Consider the following 17,983-nt stretch of genomic DNA (forward strand, 5'->3'; position numbering starts at 1 on the left):
GCCATCTTGTAAATGGCTTATGCAGTCAATCTTGTCAAGCGCAAGCATTTGATTCTTTGGTTGTTTTGCTAGTGATGTAGTTAATGGCAGCGCGGCATGGGGAATGCCCGTGAAGGTCAAGCTCGACGCGGCGTTAATTGCGTATTAGCGATGAATTCACTATCGATGAATTCACTACCACTGAAAGAGAGCTAAGAGCCTTCGCTGCTCCTGCCAGCATTGGCTAGGGCCGGTGCGGCGTTTACCCCATCGCCCACCTAGGCGGCGCCGCATTTCCCCCGATGCTGCAGGCTCTGATAGCTATTTGTGGACTGGTGCTGCACAGGTTGGTGTACCTGGTGCGCTCTCGGCCTTACCCGGAGGGGCGTGCAGCTCCACATGCTCTTGCTCGTTGGCATCGTTGCGGGCCACGATTGCAATGGCCGCCTCGCTGGCACTGAGGTTTACCGGCCTGTGGGTGGTGCCCGCTGGGATGAATAGAAAGTCGCCCGTTTGGTTGATCACCTACTTCGGCTTGGACACCGTTGAGCTTGGGCAATAGGTACCCATTCCAGGAGCGATCGCTGCGGCTCAGGGTTTCTACCTTCACGCCAGGGCCAGTAGCCCCAGCCTGGATTGTCTCTTCAAGGGTGCCGCACTAGCTGATCGAAATCTTGGCTCCTATCCAGACTCAGATGTGAAGCGGCCTTCATGAAGTCTGATTTCCGCGGGTGAAGAGCCATTGCGGCAGCGGTATGGATGGTTGCCTTTTTGGTTTGGCGGAGAGATCGTGTGGACATCGGGATTCGGAGGCTCCACTGATGGAAGACACCCCCCCTGAGCATTTGCCAGGAGTGCGCTGACGATCCGGCCCCTGCTCCAACACTCTCGACGGATCTCTGACGTCTCTTGGCTGAAAAGCCTCCACTGCGCCGCCTTAGGTGCCCCGGATTAATCGAGACGTCCCACTGGTCACCTGGCCCCAGGTGCTTGCGTCAGCAGCTCCGAAGTACAACTTAAAGACACCCAGATCTCACGATCTGATTGCTATCTAATTTGCGCCCAGCTGCGCCCCACCCCTCCGGGCAAACGCCACAGCTGGGTCAACAGAAGCCCGGGGCACGCGCTCCGGGCTTCCTAGTTTTTATGCCGCTTGGGAAAAGGCCATGACGGCGCCACCAGAGACTGATCAGCAGTCGATTGAGCGCCGGGCCCAAGAGCTGCTGGCCCAGCTCAGCGTTGCCGAGAAGCTTGCCCTGCTGGAGGGCGACACCGACTTCTGGCCCGGCATGGTGGAAATTGCCAGCCGCGACGCCTCCCACCTGCACCCCTGGCCAGCGGGAGTGTTGCCGCGCCTGGGGCTAGCCGGTCTGCAGTTCGTTGATGGCCCGCGGGGGGTGGTGCTCCAGGGCGGGGCGACCACCTTCCCCGCTCCGATTGCTCGCGGTGCCTGCTGGGACGTGGATCTGGAAGAGCGGATCGGCGTGGCCATGGCCCGCGAGGCCCGCAGTTTCGGGGCCAACTGGCTGGCGGCGGTGTGCGTCAATCTGCTGCGCCACCCCGGCTGGGGCCGGGCCCAGGAAACCTATGGCGAAGATCCGGTGCTGCTCGGCTGCCTGGGGGCGGCAATGACCCGCGGCATCCAGCGCCACGCCGTGGCCTGCGTCAAGCATTTCGCCCTCAACTCGATCGACAGCTCCCGCTTCCTGGTGGACGTGCAGGTGAGTGAACGGGTGCTGCACGAGCTTTACCTGCCCCACTTCCGCGCCTGCGTAGAGGCCGGGGCGGGCTCGCTGATGAGTGCCTACAACCAGGTGAATGGCGAGTGGTGCGGCCAGCACCCCGTGCTGCTCAACGAAATCCTCAAGCAGCGCTGGGGATTCAGGGGCTTCGTGGTGACCGATTTCATCTTCGGGGTGCGCGATGGCGTTGCCGCGGTGCGGGCTGGCCAGGACTTGGAAATGCCCTTCCGCATGATCTTTGCCGGTTGCCTGCAGGCTGCCGTTGCTGATGGTCGGCTGCCGCAGCAGCGCGTGGATGACGCCGTGCTGCGCCAGCTGCGGGCGCAGCTCGCCGTGCCCCAGGGTTCCTATCCCACCAGCCTGCGCGGCTGCTCCGAGCACCGGGCCCTGGCCCGGGAGGCTGCCACCAAGTCGATCGTGCTGCTTCAAAACGAGGCTTCACCTCCAGGCTCACCCGGCTTGCCCCTGTTGCCCCTGGATCCGGCCCGCTCCCTGGCGGTGATCGGCAGCCTGGCCGCCATCGCCAACCTGGGCGATCGCGGCTCCTCCGACACCCGGCCCAAGCCAGGCGTGGTGGTCACACCCTTGCAGGGGCTGCAGGCAGCGGCTGCGCCGGGGGCTGTGCGTTACGCCAGTGGCGAGCGGCTGGCTGAAGCCACTGCCCTGGCCGCCAGCTGTGAGGCGGCCCTGCTGGTAGTGGGCCTCGACTGGCGCCTGGAGGGGGAGCACATCCATCCCGGCGACATCGCGCCGATCCTGCGCCAGATACCGCCTCCCCATCCCCTGCTGCGGCGCTGGTGGCCGCCGGTGGCCCGGGCCATTGCCGCCACCACCAGCTACGGCTCGGCGCGTCAGGGGGGCGATTTCGCCGCTGGCGACCGCACCAACCTGGAGCTGCCCGCTGAGCAGGTGGCCTTAATCGAGGCCGTGCTGGCGGCAAACCCCCGCACAGTGGTGGTGCTGATGGGAGGTGGGGCAATCTTGATCGAGGCCTGGCGCCGTGCTGTGCCGGCGATCCTGCTGCTCTGGTACCCGGGGGAGCGGGGCGGTGAGGCCTTGGCCGATGTTGTGTTCGGCCAGGTGTCGCCCAGTGGGCGCCTGCCCTTCGCCATTCCCACCAGCGCCGACCACCTGCCTGATTTCGAGCCCAGGGCTCCCCAGGTGCGCTACGACCTCTGGCACGGCTACCGCCGCCTGCAGCGAGACGGCAATCCGGCCGCCTTCCCCTTCGGCTTTGGGCTCTCCTACGCAGAGCTGTGCATCAGCCAGGCGGAGGCCGAGCTGCAGCCAGATCAAATTCGGCTGGCTGTAACTGCCCAAAATGCCGGCCTGCTGGCCAGTGAGTTTGTGGTGCAGGTGTACGCCGAACCGCCTGGGCTAGTGCTGGAGCGGCCCGAGCGCAGCCTGGTGGGCTTCGCTAGGGCGGCGCTAGAGCCAGGCGACTGCCGGCGGCTTCAGCTGCTCATTCCGCTGCGTCAACTGGCCTATTTCGATGAAGTCTCCAGCCACTTTTGGCTGGAGTCGGGTTGCCATCGCCTGCGGGTTGGCCAACACAGTGAAGATGGGGGGGTGCTGCTGGAAATCAATTGCGAGGCAACGGATCTGGGCCCCTGATCAGCCTTTGCCCAGCAGGCGCTCCAGCCGCAGGCGGTTGTAGCGCTGCACCCACAGGCAGGGCAGGTTGAAGACGGTGGCAAAGGCGAGGTTGATCAGCACCCCCGCCGGCGGTAGCCACAGGGGGGTGATAGTCCAGAAAAGCCACAGGGCTAGATGCACCAGCTCGGCCCGGCGAGTTTCCAGCACCAGCCGCTCCAGCTTGGTGCTCTCGCGGCCCACCAGGCTTGCCTTGGCGATCCCTTTGGGCAGGGCGTGGCCGGCATCGGGCAGCCAGGGCTTCCAGCTGCGGATCGCCAGCTGGCTCTCGAAGCCCTGACGGCTTTCGCTCCATGGCCGCCGAATAAACCAGTGCTCCCGCTCCAACCAAGCGGCTGGCAGCCTGTTGGCCAGGGAGCCCACGAGCAGGCTCCAGAGCAGCCAGCCCAGGGCGCTGGAGGTGGCTGTCATCAGTGGAGAAAGGTTTGTCATCAGGGCCGCAACAGCTCCTGGGCCAGTAGCTGCACCGATTTGGGAGCGCGCAGCAACTGGGGATGGGGCCACACCGGCAGCATCTGGGTGCGGCCCACAGGCAGCACGGCCCGCCAGCCGGGCAGTACGGCTAGGTCGATGGTCGAATAGAAGCTGCAGCAGTCGATCCCGGCCAGGGCTGGGCGGTGAGGGTGCCTTGCTGGGGACTTCCCACACTGGTGAAGCGCCTGGTGCGGCGTTGGCCGCCCAGCAGCTGGATCCAGGTCCGGGCGATTACGCCGCCGATCGAAAAGCCCAGCAGATCAATGGGTTGCTCCAGCCCGAATGCCGCTTCGATATGACTACCGAGTAGTTCGGCCGCCTCGGAGATGGGGGTGAGGCCAAACCGCAGCGGTAGTTCGGGGATTAACAGCGGTTGGCGCTGGTCCCCCAGGCAGCGCTTAAGCGCATTGAAAACCGCGGGGCTGTCGAGCAGCCCGTGCACCAGAACCAGGGGGGTTGCATCGGCGATGGGACCACCATCCGATTCAATTACTCAATCTGACCTTTCCACCACGGTGCTGCGACCCAGCAGCAGATCCCGCGCCCCGTTTACCCGTTGCATCGTGTCGTGACTGCCACCGCGGTCTGGGTGGTGTTCGGCGGCGGCGCTCTTCCAAGCTCGGTTGACTTCGTCGGCGCCGATGCGCCCGGCCAGGGGAAGGTGTAATCGCTGACGCGCCACGATCGCATCAAGATCGGGATGCTTACCCAGAGGGCCCCAGTCGGCTTTGCTCAGCGCAGGGCTGCGCTTTTTGCCCCCTTTGCGTCGTGACTTGCTCTGGCCCGATCCGCCGAATCCCCGCTGGGACTGGCTTGTCTCTTCAGCTGGCGCGGCAGCGGCCCGTGGCGATCGGGTCGGTACCAGACCGGTCAAATTGGCTTGCATGGTCTGGGGCATCAGCTCTGCCGCGATATATCCACTGTCCTCCATGGCCGGCAAGCCCCGTGGTGGCCTAGGCGACGCTCATCGCTGGCTAGGGGCGAGATCTTTGCGCCTTGCGCTTCTGGAGCTTCTTATGACAAGGCTGCCGGGACCTCGGCCTATCCAGTGTCAGATGGGTCTAAACTTAAGAAGAGGTGAGGCGCGCTTGCCGCGATCGGTCTTCTCTGGCCTGCGTAGTGGGGGTTTTATGAGATCGCTGACCAGATTTCGCCTGCGAAACAGGCCTCTGGCTGGGTTCGCCAACCTCCGCGAGGGTCAGCGTTGGCCAGTGGAGCAACCCATGGAGGGCTGGTTGCAGTGGGAGGGCAGGGTGCTGCCTGTAATTCCCGTTGATATCGCCAACTTCAGTGCTGGTGGCGTGGCGATATGGGTTGATCCGCGGCTCGATTTGTGTCCAGGCGGCCATGGCGTACTTATCACCCAGGCCCATGGCCGTGGCTGTGGCTACAGGCCGGTGAAGGGCTGCTGGCAAGTCAAGGGTGCCAATCGTTCTTTGGTGGGCCTTGCCTTCGAGCGCTGAGGCTGGCTTTCAGTTTTCAAGTACTCGCTGAATCCGGCTGGATTGGGACCCGGCCACGCGCCCCTGGCCATCGGGGCTAAGGCTGGTTCTTGGTAGCTGGCGACTCGGTTTTACCTCTTTCACCCGTATGGCATAAACGTGTAGGCCGATGGCCACCCCAAGCAGCAGCACCAGGCGGAAAGCTGTGCGGTGGCTGCCCTCGCTGCTTTGCATCGCCTGGGGTGCGGGATTGCTGATGATCCCAGTCTCTCAGGAGCAAGAGATGTGAAGACCTCCCCGATCCCAAACCAGGGCCAGCCAGCGCTCCTAGGATTTGCTTAAGAATTGAACAGTGCAGAATTCGATGCGTGTGCCATCCCTGCTGGCTCTGGCGGCCCTTGTGGGCTTTGTGATCGTGGAGTTGGTGCTCTGACCGGCAGCCAAGAACACCGCCTTAAACAGTCAGGGCTTCTAGGGTCCGCTTTTACTGCGCCCCTGACCTGTGCAGGCACCCATGCTCCACTCCTTAGCCTTTCTGTTGACCAGGGGCCAGGAGTTGCCCGAAGAGGGCGTTGATTGGCAGGCTCTGGTTGCGGCCCAAGGCCACCAGGGTCCTGATCGCGGCCGGGGTCTGAGGCTGTTTCGGATGCCAGATCAATGGCAGGGCAGCCTCGATGAGTTGGTGGCTAATGGCTGCGCCACCATCGCCGGTGAAGATCCCCTCGGCTCAGCGCCAGAGCGGCGTTCCCTGATCTGCGATGCCGTGGTGACGCAGTTTGACGTGCCCTCCCTGTGGATCGGCGTCTACGCCGTTAGGGGCCCCGCCGAAGGTTCTTGGCTGCAAGTGCAGCAGGTGGAGCTGCTGGATCGCTTTCCCCTGGCTGAGGCAGCCAATGAGACCTGCTGGTTTTATCCCACCGATAACGGCTCCTACCTGTGCTGGGAAAATCAGACTGGCCTGACCCTCGCTCCGGGATGGTTGCCAGAGCAGGGCGGGCAGGAGCTTCCGATCGCCTATGACCGCGGCGAGGTGCACGTGCTCTGGTCGCTGATGGCCGATGACCAGGCGCTCACTTGTGTGGGCCTCACCTATCAGCGCCGGCGTATCGAATGGCCTTTGCTTGAGCGCAGCCCCGCACCCAGTGCCACCTGGACCAGCTTTGAGGTCGACACCATGGCCGACCCCAGTTACGTAGAACGCACCCGCATCAGCGTTTTTCCGCAGTGAGCGGGCGTAGCCTTGCTCAACGCACGAACAGCATCTCCTGGTAGGTGGGTAGGGGCCAGAGGTTGTCGTCGACCAGGGCCTCCAGGCCGTCAACCGCCACGCGCAAGTCGGCCATCAACGGCACCAGGGTGTCGGCCGAGTAGCGCATGTGGGCTTCGGTGCCGTGGGGGGGATGGTCGATGGCGCTTTGCAGTTGGCCGCTGATGTCCATCAACGACTGGCACAGTCCAGCCACCTCCTTGGAGGTTTCCGGCGATACCTGGATGCCTAGGGAACTCTGCAGTTGCAGGGATTCAGCTAGTTCGCCGAGGTAGCGGATCGCCGCCGGATACACCTGGGTGCGGGCGATCTGGACGGCTAGCTTGGCTTCCACATCGATCGCCAGGATGTACTGCTCGGCATAAACCTCGAAGCGGCTCTGCAGCTCCACGGCCGAGAGCACGCCAGTTCGCTCGAACAGCTCGCGCATTGATTGGCGCTCCAACACCGGCAGGGCATCGGCGGTAGTCCGCAGGTTTTCCAGGCCCCGCTCCTCCACGGCCATGCGGTGCCACTCATCGGAATAGCCGTTGCCGCCAAACACGACGGCGCCATGCTGTTCGATCAGGGTCTTGAGCACGGCCAGAGCCCCTTCCTCAAGGCCGTAGCCACTTCCCAGCTTTGCCTCCAGCTCGCTGGAGATCCAGGCGAGGGAATCGGCCAGGATGGTGTTCAGGGCCACAAGCGGGCCAGCCACCGATTGGTTGGAGCCGACGGCGCGAAACTCGAAGCGGTTGCCCGTGAAGGCAAAGGGCGAGGTGCGGTTGCGATCACCGGCGTCCTTGTCGAATTCCGGCAAGGTATCCACACCGAAGTCCATCACGCCGCCGAGGGCCGAACCGGAGAGCCGGCCCTCGCGGATCTGGTTGAACACATCCTCCAGCTGGCTGCCCAGATACACCGAGATAATTGCCGGGGGCGCTTCGTTGGCGCCGAGGCGGTGGTCGTTGCTGGCGGTGGCGATCACGGCCCGCAGCAGGGGGCCGTACATATGCACGCCGCGGATCACCGCTCCGCAGAACATCAGAAACTGCAGGTTTTTATGGGGCGTCTTGCCCGGATCGAGCAGGTTCCCCTGGGTAGCGTTGCCGATCGACCAGTTGACGTGCTTGCCAGAGCCGTTGATGCCGGCGAAGGGCTTCTCGTGCAGCAGGCAGGCCAGACCATGTTTCTTCGCCGTGCTCCGCAGCAGGGTCATGGTGAGCTGCTGGTGGTCGGTAGCCACGTTGGCGGCCTCGAAGAAAGGCGCAATCTCAAACTGGGATGGGGCCACCTCGTTGTGGCGGGTTTTGGCCGGAATCCCCAGGCGGTACATCTGCCGCTCCACCTCCTGCATGAACACCTGCACCCGCTCCGGGATGGCGCCGAAGTAGTGGTCGTCAAACTGTTGGCCCTTGGCGGAGGGGCGACCGAACAGGGTGCGGCCGGCCAACAGCAGGTCTGGCCGCAGGGGCACGTAGGCGCTGTCGATCAGGAAGTACTCCTGCTCGGCGCCGCAGCTGGAGTTGACCGGGGCAATGGTGGTTTCCCCCAGCAGGCTGAGCAGCCTGTGGGCCTGTTTGTTTACGGCTGCGATCGAGCGCAGCAGGGGGGTTTTTTTGTCGAGGGCCTCGCCGGTCCACGAGACGAAGACGGTGGGGATGCAGAGGGTGACACCGTTGGGCGTCTCCATCAGCCAGGCGGGGCTGGTGATGTCCCAGGCGGTGTAGCCGCGAGCTTCAAAGGTGGAGCGGATACCGCCATTGGGAAAGGAGGAGCCGTCGGGCTCGCCCTGCACCAGCACCTTGCCGGTGAATTCGGTGAAGACCGTGCCGTCGCCCTGGGGTGAGATGAAGCCGTCGTGCTTCTCGGCAGTGGAGTTGGTGAGCGGATAAAAAACGTGGGAGTAATACAGGGCACCTCGGGCGGTGGCCCACTCCTTCATCGCCTGGGCTACCACGTTGGCCACCGACACGTCGAGCTTGCTGCCCTCCTTGATGGTGCGCTGCACCGATTTGAAGATCTCCTTCGGCAGCGCCGCCTTCATCTTGTCGAGGGTGAATACGTCGCTAGCCCAGAGCTCATCGAGGGGCTGAATTGGAGCTGTAGGGGCGGCGGGGCGGCTGAGAATCTTTTCGAGGGCTTGAAGGCGTGGTTGGGAGGGCATGGGGAGTTCGCCACTGAACGTCAATCCACCTACCCAAAGCTGTTCGCCCCTCAAAGCATTGCTGCGGTTGATACCAGCGGCGCGATTGGCCCTGGCTTGGCGTGTGCGGTAACCGTGACCACGCTGCTGCGAATTTGAGTCGTGAGCCCCAGACTTTCGCTTTGTAGGTAGTCAGGGATGGCCTCAGCCGATAGCCAGGCTCTGAAGGAGTCGATGCAAAGGCATCTCTTCTTCAGTCAGGCCAAGTCCAGCTCCCTGGCCACCAGCCACGACCACTACCGCTGCCTGGCTTTGGCGGTGCGTGATCGCTTGCTCAAAAACTGGGTCGACACCGCCGACACCTACACCCGCGAGCATGTCCGCACGGCCACCTACCTGTCGGCGGAATACCTACTGGGCCCGCACCTGGAAAACAACCTGGTGAATTTGGGCTTGGTTGAGGCAGCCCGGGAGGCCTGCACCAGCTTGGGCTTGAGTCTCGAGGAGCTGATCGCCGAGGAGCCCGAACCCGGACTTGGTAATGGTGGCTTGGGTCGACTGGCCGCCTGCTTCCAGGAGTCGATGGCGACGCTGGAGCTGCCAGCGATCGGCTACGGCATCCGCTACGAATTCGGCATCTTCCGCCAACAGATCACCCCCTACGGCCAGGTGGAGAGCACCGATCCCTGGCTGGCCCATGGCAATCCCTGGGAGGTGATCCGGCCGGAGTGGAGCTATCCGGTGCAGATCGGTGAACACACCGTGATCGGCGTTGCCTACGACACGCCGATCCTCGGCTACGGCGTAAACACCGCGAACACCCTGCGGCTCTGGTCGGCGGTGGCTCCTGAGGCCTTCGACTTCGCTTCCTTCAACGCCGGCGATTACACCAGGGCCGTGCTGCGCAAGATGCAGGCGGAGACCCTTTCAAAGGTGCTCTACCCCAACGACGAGCTGGACCAGGGCAAGCGGCTGCGCCTCTCTCAGCAGATCTTCTTCGTCAGCTGCTCCCTGCAGGACATGTTCCGCATCCTGCGGGGCCAGGGGCTGGAGGTCACGGACTTCCACCACAAGTTTGCGCTGCAGCTGAACGACACCCATCCAGCCATCGCCGTGGCTGAGTTGATGCGGTTGCTGATGGATGTGTACGGCATCGATTGGGATACCGCTTGGTCGATCACCACCGCCAGCATCAGCTACACCAACCACACCCTGCTGCCCGAGGCCCTGGAAACCTGGGGCGTGGAGCTGTTTGAGCAGTTGCTGCCCCGCCAGCTGGAGATCATCTACGAGATCAACACCCGCTTCCTGCGCATGGCCCGGATTCGCTATCCCGGCGATTCCCAGATCCTGCAGCGCATTTCCCTGATTGAGGAGGGCCCGCAGCGCCGGGTGCGCATGGCCCACTTGGCGGTGGTGGGCAGCCACCACGTCAATGGCGTGGCCGAGTTGCACAGCACCTTGCTTAAGCAGAACCTGTTTGCTGATCTGGCCCGGATCTGGCCGGAGCGCTTCACCAATGTCACCAACGGCGTCACGCCGCGGCGCTGGCTGGCGGTGGCCAACCCACCGCTGTCGGCCCTGCTCGATGAGGCGATCGGCGATCGCTGGCGCACCCACCTCGAGGAGCTGCAAGGGCTTGCCGCCTATGCCGACGACCCTGCCTTCCTGGAGCGCTGGCAGGCGGTGCGCGACTTGGGCAAGCAGCGCCTCGCCCAGTACATGCGCCGCGAGCTGGGGGTGTTGGTTGATCACACCTCCCTGTTTGATGTGCAGGTCAAGCGCATCCACGAATACAAGCGCCAGCACTTGGCAGCCCTGCAGATCGTTGAGCGCTATCTGCGCATCCGCGCCGGTGAAGATCTGCCGCCGCGCACCTTTGTGTTCGGTGGCAAGGCGGCTCCCGGCTATGCCCTGGCCAAGTTGATCATCCGCCTGCTGGTCGGTATCGCCGACGTGGTCAACATGGATCCGGCCATGGATGGCCGCCTCAAGGTGGTGTTCCTGCCCAACTTCAGCGTCAGCTTGGGCCAGCTGGTGTATCCGGCGGTGGATCTCTCTGAGCAGATCTCCACCGCTGGTAAGGAGGCATCCGGCACCGGCAACATGAAGATGGCTCTCAATGGTGCGGTCACGATTGGCACCCTCGATGGGGCCAACATCGAAATCCGCGACTGCGTTGGGGCGGAGAACTTCTTCCTCTTCGGCCACACCGCAGAGCAGATTGAGCAGCTGGGTCACAGCGGCTATCACCCCATGCCCTGGATCGAGCAGGACTCGGCCGTGCGCCAGGCCCTGGAGTTGATCGGCTCGGGCTACTTCAGCGAGGGTGATAGGGAGCTCTTCCACCCCTTGTTGGCCAGCCTCACCAGCCACGATCCCTTCCGGGTTATGGCGGATGTGGCCGACTACCGCCGCGCTCAAAACGCCGTAGATGAAGCCTGGCTTGACCGGGGCCGCTGGGCGCGGATGTCGCTGCACAACACGATGCGCTGCGGCTTCTTCAGCAGCGACCGCTCAATCGCTGACTACGCCGAGCGCATCTGGAAGGTGGGCCGGGTGCCGGTGCAGACCAGCGCCGGCGCCCCGGCGCCCTAGGCGCTCGGGGGCTCCGGCTTGTCGCTGTCCTTGAGCGAGGGGAAGCTGGCGCGGATCAGCTGGGCTACCTCCTGGTTCATCTGGGTGCGGAAGTTGGCAGCGTCGCCAGCTTCAAGCACCGGATAGGAGCGGGCCCCAGCGTTGCGCAGGGGCTTCCAGCTGGTGGCTTCCTGCTGCTTGAGGGCTTCGAGCGGTGCATCGAAGTCGAAGCTGAGCTCCCGCCCCTGGGCGGCGATGGCAGCTATCCAGGCCTCCCGGGCCGGCAGTAGGGCCTTGGCCTTGAGGGTGTCAGGTAAACCCAGCACCGGCTCGTAGTGATCCAGGGCTCGTAACTCGGCCTCGAGCAGAATCATCCAGGCGGCTTCTTCGCCGGGCTGCAGGCCAAGGTCTTCGGCGGCGGCGAGCATGGCGTCTCGATAGAGACACAGCCAGCGGTAGTGAGATTTCTGCTGCAGTGTTTTTTTGAGCGAGCTCTTGCCATGGGCAACCCGCTTGGGCAGGGCTGCTTCAGCTCGCCGCAGCATCACCCGATCTTCCGGCTCCAGGTTGATGGCGCCCCAGCGCTGCCGGTATTCCCACAGCTCCTCGTATTGGCGCACCTCCTCAGGCGTCCAGCCCAGCCCCTGCAGTTCTTCGCCCCTGCTCGTTTCGTCCTTAGCCACCGGTACGCCTATTGCTGTCGCAGGCAGCGTAGTGGCCGGAGCTCAACGCACAACCAGCACTGGGCAGCTGCTGTGGGTAAGCACCCGGTGGGTTTCGCTGCCCAGCAGCACCCCCTCCAGGCCGCGGCGGCCATGGGAGGCCATCACAATCAGATCAGCCCCATGGCGTTCGGCCGCCTCCACGATTGCCGCGTAGGGCATGGAGCTCACCACGGTGTCCTGGTCGCTGACCACCCCGGCGGCCTGGGCCGCGGCGGCTGCTGCCGCCAGGATTTGCTCGGCGCCATGGCGAGCGGCTTGCACTAGGGCGGTCACCGTATTGGGGTCTACCAGCTCACCAACGCCCACCAGGGAGATGGGGAAGTTGGATTGCGCGTGGAAAAAGGTGATGCGAGCTCCCAGGCTGTGGCCCAGCGCCACCGCCTGCTGCACGGCCTTGTCTGAGAGCTCGGAGCCATCGGTGGGTACCAGCAGGTGGTGATATGGCATTTACGGCGCAGGGGGGCGGTGGAGTTCCAGCCTGGGGCAGCTGGCGCCGCCTAGCAACTGCCTGAGCCCTTCCAGCCAGCCAGGTGGGCGGCGGCTCGTGAACGGGCCAGGGCGCGGGCGCGGGGCAGGGCCGGCTCGAGTTGCTCGGAGCTGAAGGGCGGCAGGGGGCGGCTGCGCAGCCAGGCCCCCCAGCGGAATTCGTGGAAGGGAATCAGCGGGGCGGCGGCCAGGACCCCCTCCTGCTTCAGCTTCCACACCAAGCTGCGGTAGGGGTCGTCCTGCAGGCCTGTGAGCTGCTCGGGCAGGGCGCTGGGGGGCAGGGGCCCCAAGCCCCTGCCGTCATAGAGGTAGAGCCAGCCGCGTTGATGCAGGGCAGCAAGCACCTGCTGGGGGTCGGGGCTGTCGAGCTCGAGCACCACGTAGCCGAAGGCGGTGGCGCCGGGTTCGATCTCGATCAGGGCCCGTAGGCGGTGGTGGCGGTCGACCATCCACACGCTGCCATCAGCGCTGCGCACCAGCGGCACGGGCTTGCTGCCCAGGTAGGAGCGGCGTTCGCGGGCATTTTCGGCACCGAAATCGCGCAGCCTGCTGCGCACTTCAGCCAGTCCCACACAGAGCTGGGTGGGGCGCAGCTGGGCGATGGGCACCTCAAGCAGCTCACCCCCCGGGCGCGGTGCCGGCAATGGCTGGTATGGGGGAAGGCGCAGGGCCATGACGGCTAGGCAGCCCGGATATCCCCATCCTGACCCGCTGCTTCCCGGAATAGGGTCGGCCTCAAGTGCGAGTGGCCATGGCTTCCCTCTCCCATCCCGACCTGAGTGCCGGTCCCCACGGCTCGATTGGGGTGCTGGTTTGCGGCCACGGCAGCCGCAATCGGCTGGCAGTGGCCGAATTTGCCGAGCTGGCCAAGGGGCTCCAAGCGCTGTTGCCCGAGGTGCCTGTGGAATACGGCTACCTGGAATTTGCCAGGCCGATCCTGCGCGATGGCCTGGAGGCGCTACGAGCCAGGGGGGTAAGCCACGTGCTGGCCGTGCCGGCCATGCTGTTTGCAGCGGGCCACGCCAAAAACGACATCCCCTCGGTGCTCAATACCTACGCGGCGGAGACGGGTCTGCGCATCGACTACGGCCGAGAACTGGGGGTTGACCTGAAGATGATTCAGGCCGCCGGGGCCCGGATTCGCGAAGTCCTTGATGGGGCAGCCACAGAGGTGCCCCTGCACGAAACCATGTTGGTCGTGGTGGGCCGGGGCTCGTCCGACCCCGATGCCAACTCCAATGTCGCCAAGGTGACGCGGATGTTGGTGGAGGGTTTTGGTTTTGGCTGGGGTGAAACGGTTTATTCCGGGGTCACCTTTCCATTGGTGGAGCCTGGACTGCGCCAAGTGGTGAGACTCGGCTATCGCCGGGTTGTCGTTTTCCCCTATTTCCTGTTTTCCGGGGTGCTGGTGAGTCGAATCCAGCAGCACACCGAGCGGGTGGCCCAGGACCATCCAGAGGTGGAGTTCCTGAAGGCCTCCTATCTGGCAGATCACCCCCTGGTGCTTGACACCTTTGTGGAGCGCGTGGCCGAGGTGGTGCGCGGTGACGCCAACATGAATTGCTCGCTGTGCAAATACCGGGCCCAGGTGCTGGGCTTTGAGACTGAGGTTGGGGCGCCCCAGCACAGCCACCACCACCACGTTGAAGGGCTCACCGACGGCTGTGACCTCTGTGAGCGCGAGTGCACCGGTGCCTGCCAGCCCGATGGCGTGCCGATTCCAGTGGGCGGCCACACCCACGATCACGACCACTCCCCTGGGCACAGCCACGACCACGGTCTCAGCCACGACCACGGTCACAGCCATCACCATCCGCCCTACCCCCACGCGGACCATCCCCTCGGTCCCACAACCCTGCGCCAGGGCGGCAGCAGCTGAGCCCTCTCGGTTTGGCGTGGCTCAGTCTTCTCAGCTCGCCGGAAGTCTCGCGAGACTCCAGCTCATCAGTTCTGCTGATTGGTAATCCCTTTCCACAATTTTGCCGTCTTTTCCCCGGTTTATTAGGGTTTTTCCCCAGAACAGAGGCCTTTGAGCCAGTTCAGGCCTGGCAGTTGGGGAATAACTGCTTTTGTTCAGTCTGGCCTTGACAGCACCGGCAGCGGTCGCCCTCGCAGGCTTTGCAAAGCCTCGCTACGCCCTTGTGGAACCGCCGGCACAGGCAATCTCAGTTGAGAACGGTGTGGTTTCGCCCTGGCCTTGAGGCTTTGACGGACCTGGCAGCGATGTGGCCTACTGAGTCACCCCACCTCTTGTTTCGTAATGGCAGCCGAGCGCAGTCACCTCCAACGATGTATGAAGCAGCCCAGCTGCGCAGAAGGGTTAGTGGAGGCAGAAGCCGGCAGCATCAGCCTGGAGGCGGAGGTGCCAGAGGTGTTGTTCGATGGCATGCACGAGTTCCTGCGCAGCCATCCCCAGTGGGATCAATACCGCTTGATCTCCTCAGCCCTATCCAGCTTCCTGTTTCAGCACGGTTGCACTGATCAGGGGGTGAGCCAGCACTACCTCAACGGCCTGTTCCTGCGCCCCTGAATTTTCAAATCTGGTGGCGGATAACAAAAAAAGGCGGAGGGGCCAACCTCCGCCTGAGACTCCCTTGCCCGACCCTTTAGAGGTCGACTTTGCCATTGTGAGCAGGGTTGCTCAAGCCGGTTGTGGCGATAGACACCGGATCGCAACCGGGTTATGGGTCTCCTTGGCGCAACCTGGCGGCGGCGGCTTCGCAAGCGCGCCAGGTGATGGCCATTTCAGTGAGGGTTGGGCTCTGCCAGCCGGCCCGGGGCCAGCAGGCCCCATCGACTACCAGCACATTGGGGGCGCCCCAGCACTGGTTGAGGTGATTCACCACACCTGTCTCGGGCTGGCTTGCCATGCGGGCGCCGCCGAGTTCGTGGATGTAGTAGCCAGGTGGTGGCGCCTCGGGACTCACCGCCAGGCTGGTGCGGATCCAGGGCTCCAGCAGCGGCAGCACAAATAGCTCTTCGATGGGCCGGATCTGCCCCCCACCAGCTGCCACCACCGCCTCCATGCGCCGGTGCATGTGGGCCACCAGGCGCTGCTCGTTTGCACCCCAGCGGCAGTTGATGTGGGCGGTGGGTAGCCCCCAGGCATCGAGTTGTTCGCCGTTCAAGGTCACCTGGTTGTCGGCGTTGGGTTGCACGTCGCCGTGACCGATCAGAAAACCCACCGCCTCGCCTCTGCGTCGCTGCAGCAGGGCGGGTGGATCAAAGCGCTGCAGGGCTGTCCAGAGGCCATAGCCGCCACTGAAATCAGCTTCGCTGCCCGCATCCAGGTTGACCGTGTTGGGTATGAAGCAGCTACCGGCCCCAGAAAGTTCGCTGGGCCCATCAAGGGCCGGCACCCCGGGAATCGAAAAGAAGCGACTGCTGGAGATGTGATCCATCAGATAGCGCCCGAGGCTGCCGGATGGATCGATTAGTCCACCGCGTTGGTGGGCTTCGCTCGAGTGCAGCAGGATCCGCAGGGTCTCGATCGTTGAGGCGCAGAGCACCACCAAGGGCGCCTCAATGCGCTCGCGGGCTGCCGTTTTGCCATCTACCAGCACCACTCCCTGGGCCCGCTCGCCGTCGAGCAGTAGGTGGCTCACCACGGCGTTGCTGCGCACCTGGGTGCGCCCCGTTGCCAGGGCCCGTGCCAACGTGCGCCCCTGGCTGGCGGAGCGGGGCCAGCCCGCACCCCGGTGCAGGTTGAAGCCGCGCGAGTGGATCAGGGGCAAGCCAAGCTCGTTGCCGATGCGGCGCTGCAGGTGGCGCTCGCCTGGGGTGAAGGGCAGGGGCGCCTGGAAGTGGCCATCGGGCAGCTGGGGCAGGCCGTCGCAGGCTCCATGCACTTCCAGCAACTGCTCAAGGTGGGTGTAGTAAGGCGCTAGCTCGGCGCTGCCGATCGGCCAGCTTGCCCCCTGACCCTCGCGCTCAGCCGCACCAAATTCGTAGTCGGAAAGGCGCAGGGTGATGCCTCCCCAGGTGAGGCTTTTGCCCCCCACCTGCCTGCCCCGGCTCCACAAAAACGGGGCGTCGTCTGGGGTGGAGTAGGGATTGAGCCGCTCATCGACGAACAGCTGGGGATTGTGTTTCCAGAAGCCTGGATGGTGGCGCTGCAGGCGTTGCTGGCCGCTGGCGATGCTGGCCACACGCCGGGCCGTATTAAGCGGTTCGCTGCCGAAGGCCTGGCGGGATGAGAGCTCGGGACCGGCCTCCAGCACCAGCACTCTCAGCCCCGCCTCGGCCAGCACCATGGCAGCCACACCGCCGGTAGCCCCGGAGCCCACCACGATGGCGTCGGGCTGGGTCACGCTGGCGGGGATGGCCATTTTCTGGGCGGTGATCGCTGGGGCAGCGGAGGTGAACGTTCAAACAACAAAGCCCCGACAGGAGACTGCCGGGGCTCTGGGAAGTGGTGGCGGGGGCGAGATTTGAACTCGCGACCTTCGGGTTATGAGCCCGACGAGCTACCAGACTGCTCTACCCCGCGTCGACCTCTTAACCATACCAGTCGAAGTGCCTAGTACTGGCGCTCAGTCGAAGCGCAGCTCGCCGATCACTTCCAGGCGCAGATGGGGGGCTGGGATCAAGAAGCGAGTGCGCAGATCTTCGAGAGCTATCGGCGTTAGCCAGTCGAGCTGCTCGAGCAGGTGCAGGGCTACGGCTTGCTTGGCTCGGGCGGAGCCGTCTTCCACCTTGATCGCTACCCCCATGCCTTCGCCGACGCGGCTGAGGCACTGGATGCCTTCAGCTCCGCCCTTGCTCACCACTTGACCGTGGCCGCCGCGCATCAGTTCGGTGTCAAAGCGCCCCTCCCCTGACACCAGTTCGGGGTGGGCCAGCATCGCCCGGCTGAGGCGCTCCAGGTCGGCCTGGCTGCCGGCGCCCAGGTGGGCGTAGAGCAGTGCCATCTGGGCCAGTTGCAGCTGCAGGGTGGGGGCGCCGCAGTCGTCGCGGGCGGTGAGTAGCTCGGCGGCGGGCAGGGCGAGCAAATCGCCTACGCGCTTAAGCACCTCCTGCTGGAGAGGATGCTCTTTTTGTAAATAGCTCTCGGTACTCCAGTTCAGTTGCCGGCAGGTGGCCAGGAAGGCGGCGTGCTTGCCGGAACAGTTGTGCTCCAGGGGGCTTTTGCCGCAGTCGGGCACGGGGCATTGCAGCTGCTCGGCCTCGATTTCAGCGCCCCAAAGCAGTTTGAAGGCCTCGCGGGCGTGCATGGCCGTGCCGGTGTGGCTAGCGCAGGCGATCGCCAGGCCCCGCTCGCCGCAATTGCAATGGTCGGCGGCGCCACTGCTCACAAAAACCGTGGCCTGAAAGGGCTTTAGGGCAGAGCGCACAAAGCTCAGCTGCTGGGGATCGCCGGCCCGCATCAATACTCGGCCGCGGCCGTCGCAAACCACCGCATGCACCCGGTGGCGCGATTCGACGATGCCGTTGCGCAGCAGCCGCACCTCCAGGGGAGGGACGCCCCCGCGGGCGGTGCCACCGAAACTGGAGGACAGGGTCACAAGAGCCCA

At 64.4% G+C, this 17,983-nt stretch carries 17 protein-coding genes and 1 tRNA gene; 6 read left to right on the forward strand and 12 right to left on the reverse strand.

Annotated elements, in window-relative coordinates; all coding sequences use genetic code 11:
- Positions 1 to 300: 300 nt before the first annotated feature.
- The gene (locus tag KBY83_RS07685; protein WP_255019011.1) at positions 301 to 504 is read right to left on the reverse strand and encodes a hypothetical protein; all 204 of its coding nucleotides are present in this window, start codon (positions 502 to 504) and stop codon (positions 301 to 303) included.
- 641 nt (positions 505 to 1,145) lie between these two features.
- Between KBY83_RS07685 and KBY83_RS07690 the strand changes: the two genes are divergently transcribed.
- Positions 1,146 to 3,335 carry a beta-glucosidase gene (locus tag KBY83_RS07690; RefSeq protein ID WP_255019012.1) on the forward strand — a complete coding sequence of 730 codons (2,190 nt, stop codon included), beginning with the start codon at positions 1,146 to 1,148 and terminating at the stop codon, positions 3,333 to 3,335.
- Here the strand turns inward: KBY83_RS07690 and KBY83_RS07695 are convergent, their stop codons facing one another.
- The 3 genes from KBY83_RS07695 to KBY83_RS07705 all read right to left on the reverse strand — a co-directional run bounded on the left by KBY83_RS07695 (position 3,336) and on the right by KBY83_RS07705 (position 4,779).
- The gene (locus KBY83_RS07695; RefSeq protein ID WP_255019013.1) at positions 3,336 to 3,785 is read right to left on the reverse strand and encodes a hypothetical protein; all 450 of its coding nucleotides are present in this window, start codon (positions 3,783 to 3,785) and stop codon (positions 3,336 to 3,338) included.
- Between the two features lie 151 nt (positions 3,786 to 3,936).
- Positions 3,937 to 4,290: an esterase/lipase family protein gene (locus KBY83_RS07700; protein ID WP_396093643.1), complete on the reverse strand. Its 354-nt coding sequence runs from the start codon at positions 4,288 to 4,290 to the stop codon at positions 3,937 to 3,939.
- Between the two features lie 51 nt (positions 4,291 to 4,341).
- Positions 4,342 to 4,779: a molecular chaperone DnaJ gene (locus tag KBY83_RS07705; protein WP_193486321.1), complete on the reverse strand. Its 438-nt coding sequence runs from the start codon at positions 4,777 to 4,779 to the stop codon at positions 4,342 to 4,344.
- A 292-nt stretch (positions 4,780 to 5,071) separates the two neighbouring features.
- On the opposite strand from KBY83_RS07705, the gene KBY83_RS07710 reads away from it, so the two are divergent.
- The gene (locus tag KBY83_RS07710; RefSeq protein WP_255019014.1) at positions 5,072 to 5,311 is read left to right on the forward strand and encodes a hypothetical protein; all 240 of its coding nucleotides are present in this window, start codon (positions 5,072 to 5,074) and stop codon (positions 5,309 to 5,311) included.
- Between the two features lie 9 nt (positions 5,312 to 5,320).
- On the opposite strand, the gene KBY83_RS07715 is transcribed toward KBY83_RS07710, so the two are convergent.
- Positions 5,321 to 5,524: a hypothetical protein gene (locus KBY83_RS07715; protein ID WP_255019015.1), complete on the reverse strand. Its 204-nt coding sequence runs from the start codon at positions 5,522 to 5,524 to the stop codon at positions 5,321 to 5,323.
- 600 nt (positions 5,525 to 6,124) lie between these two features.
- On the opposite strand from KBY83_RS07715, the gene KBY83_RS15495 reads away from it, so the two are divergent.
- Positions 6,125 to 6,175, forward strand: a complete 51-nt coding sequence (locus KBY83_RS15495) for a hypothetical protein (RefSeq protein WP_396093672.1) — start codon at positions 6,125 to 6,127, stop codon at positions 6,173 to 6,175.
- Between the two features lie 359 nt (positions 6,176 to 6,534).
- On the opposite strand, the gene KBY83_RS07725 is transcribed toward KBY83_RS15495, so the two are convergent.
- Positions 6,535 to 8,703 carry a glutamine synthetase III gene (locus KBY83_RS07725; protein ID WP_254960329.1) on the reverse strand — a complete coding sequence of 723 codons (2,169 nt, stop codon included), beginning with the start codon at positions 8,701 to 8,703 and terminating at the stop codon, positions 6,535 to 6,537.
- A 177-nt stretch (positions 8,704 to 8,880) separates the two neighbouring features.
- Between KBY83_RS07725 and KBY83_RS07730 the strand changes: the two genes are divergently transcribed.
- A complete protein-coding gene (locus KBY83_RS07730) occupies positions 8,881 to 11,280 on the forward strand; it encodes a glycogen/starch/alpha-glucan phosphorylase (protein WP_255019017.1) in 2,400 nt (799 codons plus the stop codon).
- Here the strand turns inward: KBY83_RS07730 and KBY83_RS07735 are convergent.
- The 3 genes from KBY83_RS07735 to KBY83_RS07745 are packed head-to-tail and all read right to left on the reverse strand — an operon-like array spanning position 11,277 to position 13,144.
- Positions 11,277 to 11,942: a hypothetical protein gene (locus KBY83_RS07735; protein ID WP_255019018.1), complete on the reverse strand. Its 666-nt coding sequence runs from the start codon at positions 11,940 to 11,942 to the stop codon at positions 11,277 to 11,279. The two genes, KBY83_RS07730 and KBY83_RS07735, sit on opposite strands and share 4 nt — an antisense overlap.
- Positions 11,943 to 11,984: 42 nt before the next feature.
- Entirely contained in the window at positions 11,985 to 12,431 is a 447-nt protein-coding gene (locus KBY83_RS07740; protein WP_255019019.1) for a universal stress protein, read from the reverse strand.
- Between the two features lie 50 nt (positions 12,432 to 12,481).
- Positions 12,482 to 13,144 carry a ParB-like protein gene (locus tag KBY83_RS07745; RefSeq protein WP_106632976.1) on the reverse strand — a complete coding sequence of 221 codons (663 nt, stop codon included), beginning with the start codon at positions 13,142 to 13,144 and terminating at the stop codon, positions 12,482 to 12,484.
- 77 nt (positions 13,145 to 13,221) lie between these two features.
- On the opposite strand from KBY83_RS07745, the gene KBY83_RS07750 reads away from it, so the two are divergent.
- Positions 13,222 to 14,349, forward strand: coding sequence for a sirohydrochlorin chelatase (locus KBY83_RS07750; RefSeq protein WP_255019020.1), 1,128 nt, complete (start codon positions 13,222 to 13,224; stop codon positions 14,347 to 14,349).
- A 414-nt stretch (positions 14,350 to 14,763) separates the two neighbouring features.
- A complete protein-coding gene (locus KBY83_RS07755) occupies positions 14,764 to 15,000 on the forward strand; it encodes a DUF2811 domain-containing protein (protein WP_255019021.1) in 237 nt (78 codons plus the stop codon).
- Positions 15,001 to 15,151: 151 nt separating this feature from the next.
- Here KBY83_RS07755 and KBY83_RS07760 read toward each other — a convergent pair whose 3' ends face one another.
- The 3 genes from KBY83_RS07760 to KBY83_RS07770 form a co-directional block, all read right to left on the reverse strand.
- On the reverse strand, positions 15,152 to 16,798 hold the full coding sequence (locus tag KBY83_RS07760; RefSeq protein ID WP_255019022.1) for a GMC oxidoreductase: 1,647 nt from the start codon (positions 16,796 to 16,798) through the stop codon (positions 15,152 to 15,154).
- 84 nt (positions 16,799 to 16,882) lie between these two features.
- A tRNA-Met gene (locus KBY83_RS07765) sits at positions 16,883 to 16,959 on the reverse strand.
- 43 nt (positions 16,960 to 17,002) lie between these two features.
- Positions 17,003 to 17,974, reverse strand: coding sequence for an asparaginase (locus tag KBY83_RS07770; RefSeq protein WP_255019023.1), 972 nt, complete (start codon positions 17,972 to 17,974; stop codon positions 17,003 to 17,005).
- Between the last annotated feature and the right edge of the window lie 9 nt (positions 17,975 to 17,983).

Origin of the sequence: Cyanobium sp. WKJ7-Wakatipu, from assembly GCF_024345355.1 — a bacterium.
In the GTDB taxonomy this organism is placed as follows: Bacteria; Cyanobacteriota; Cyanobacteriia; order PCC-6307; family Cyanobiaceae; genus Cyanobium_A; species Cyanobium_A usitatum.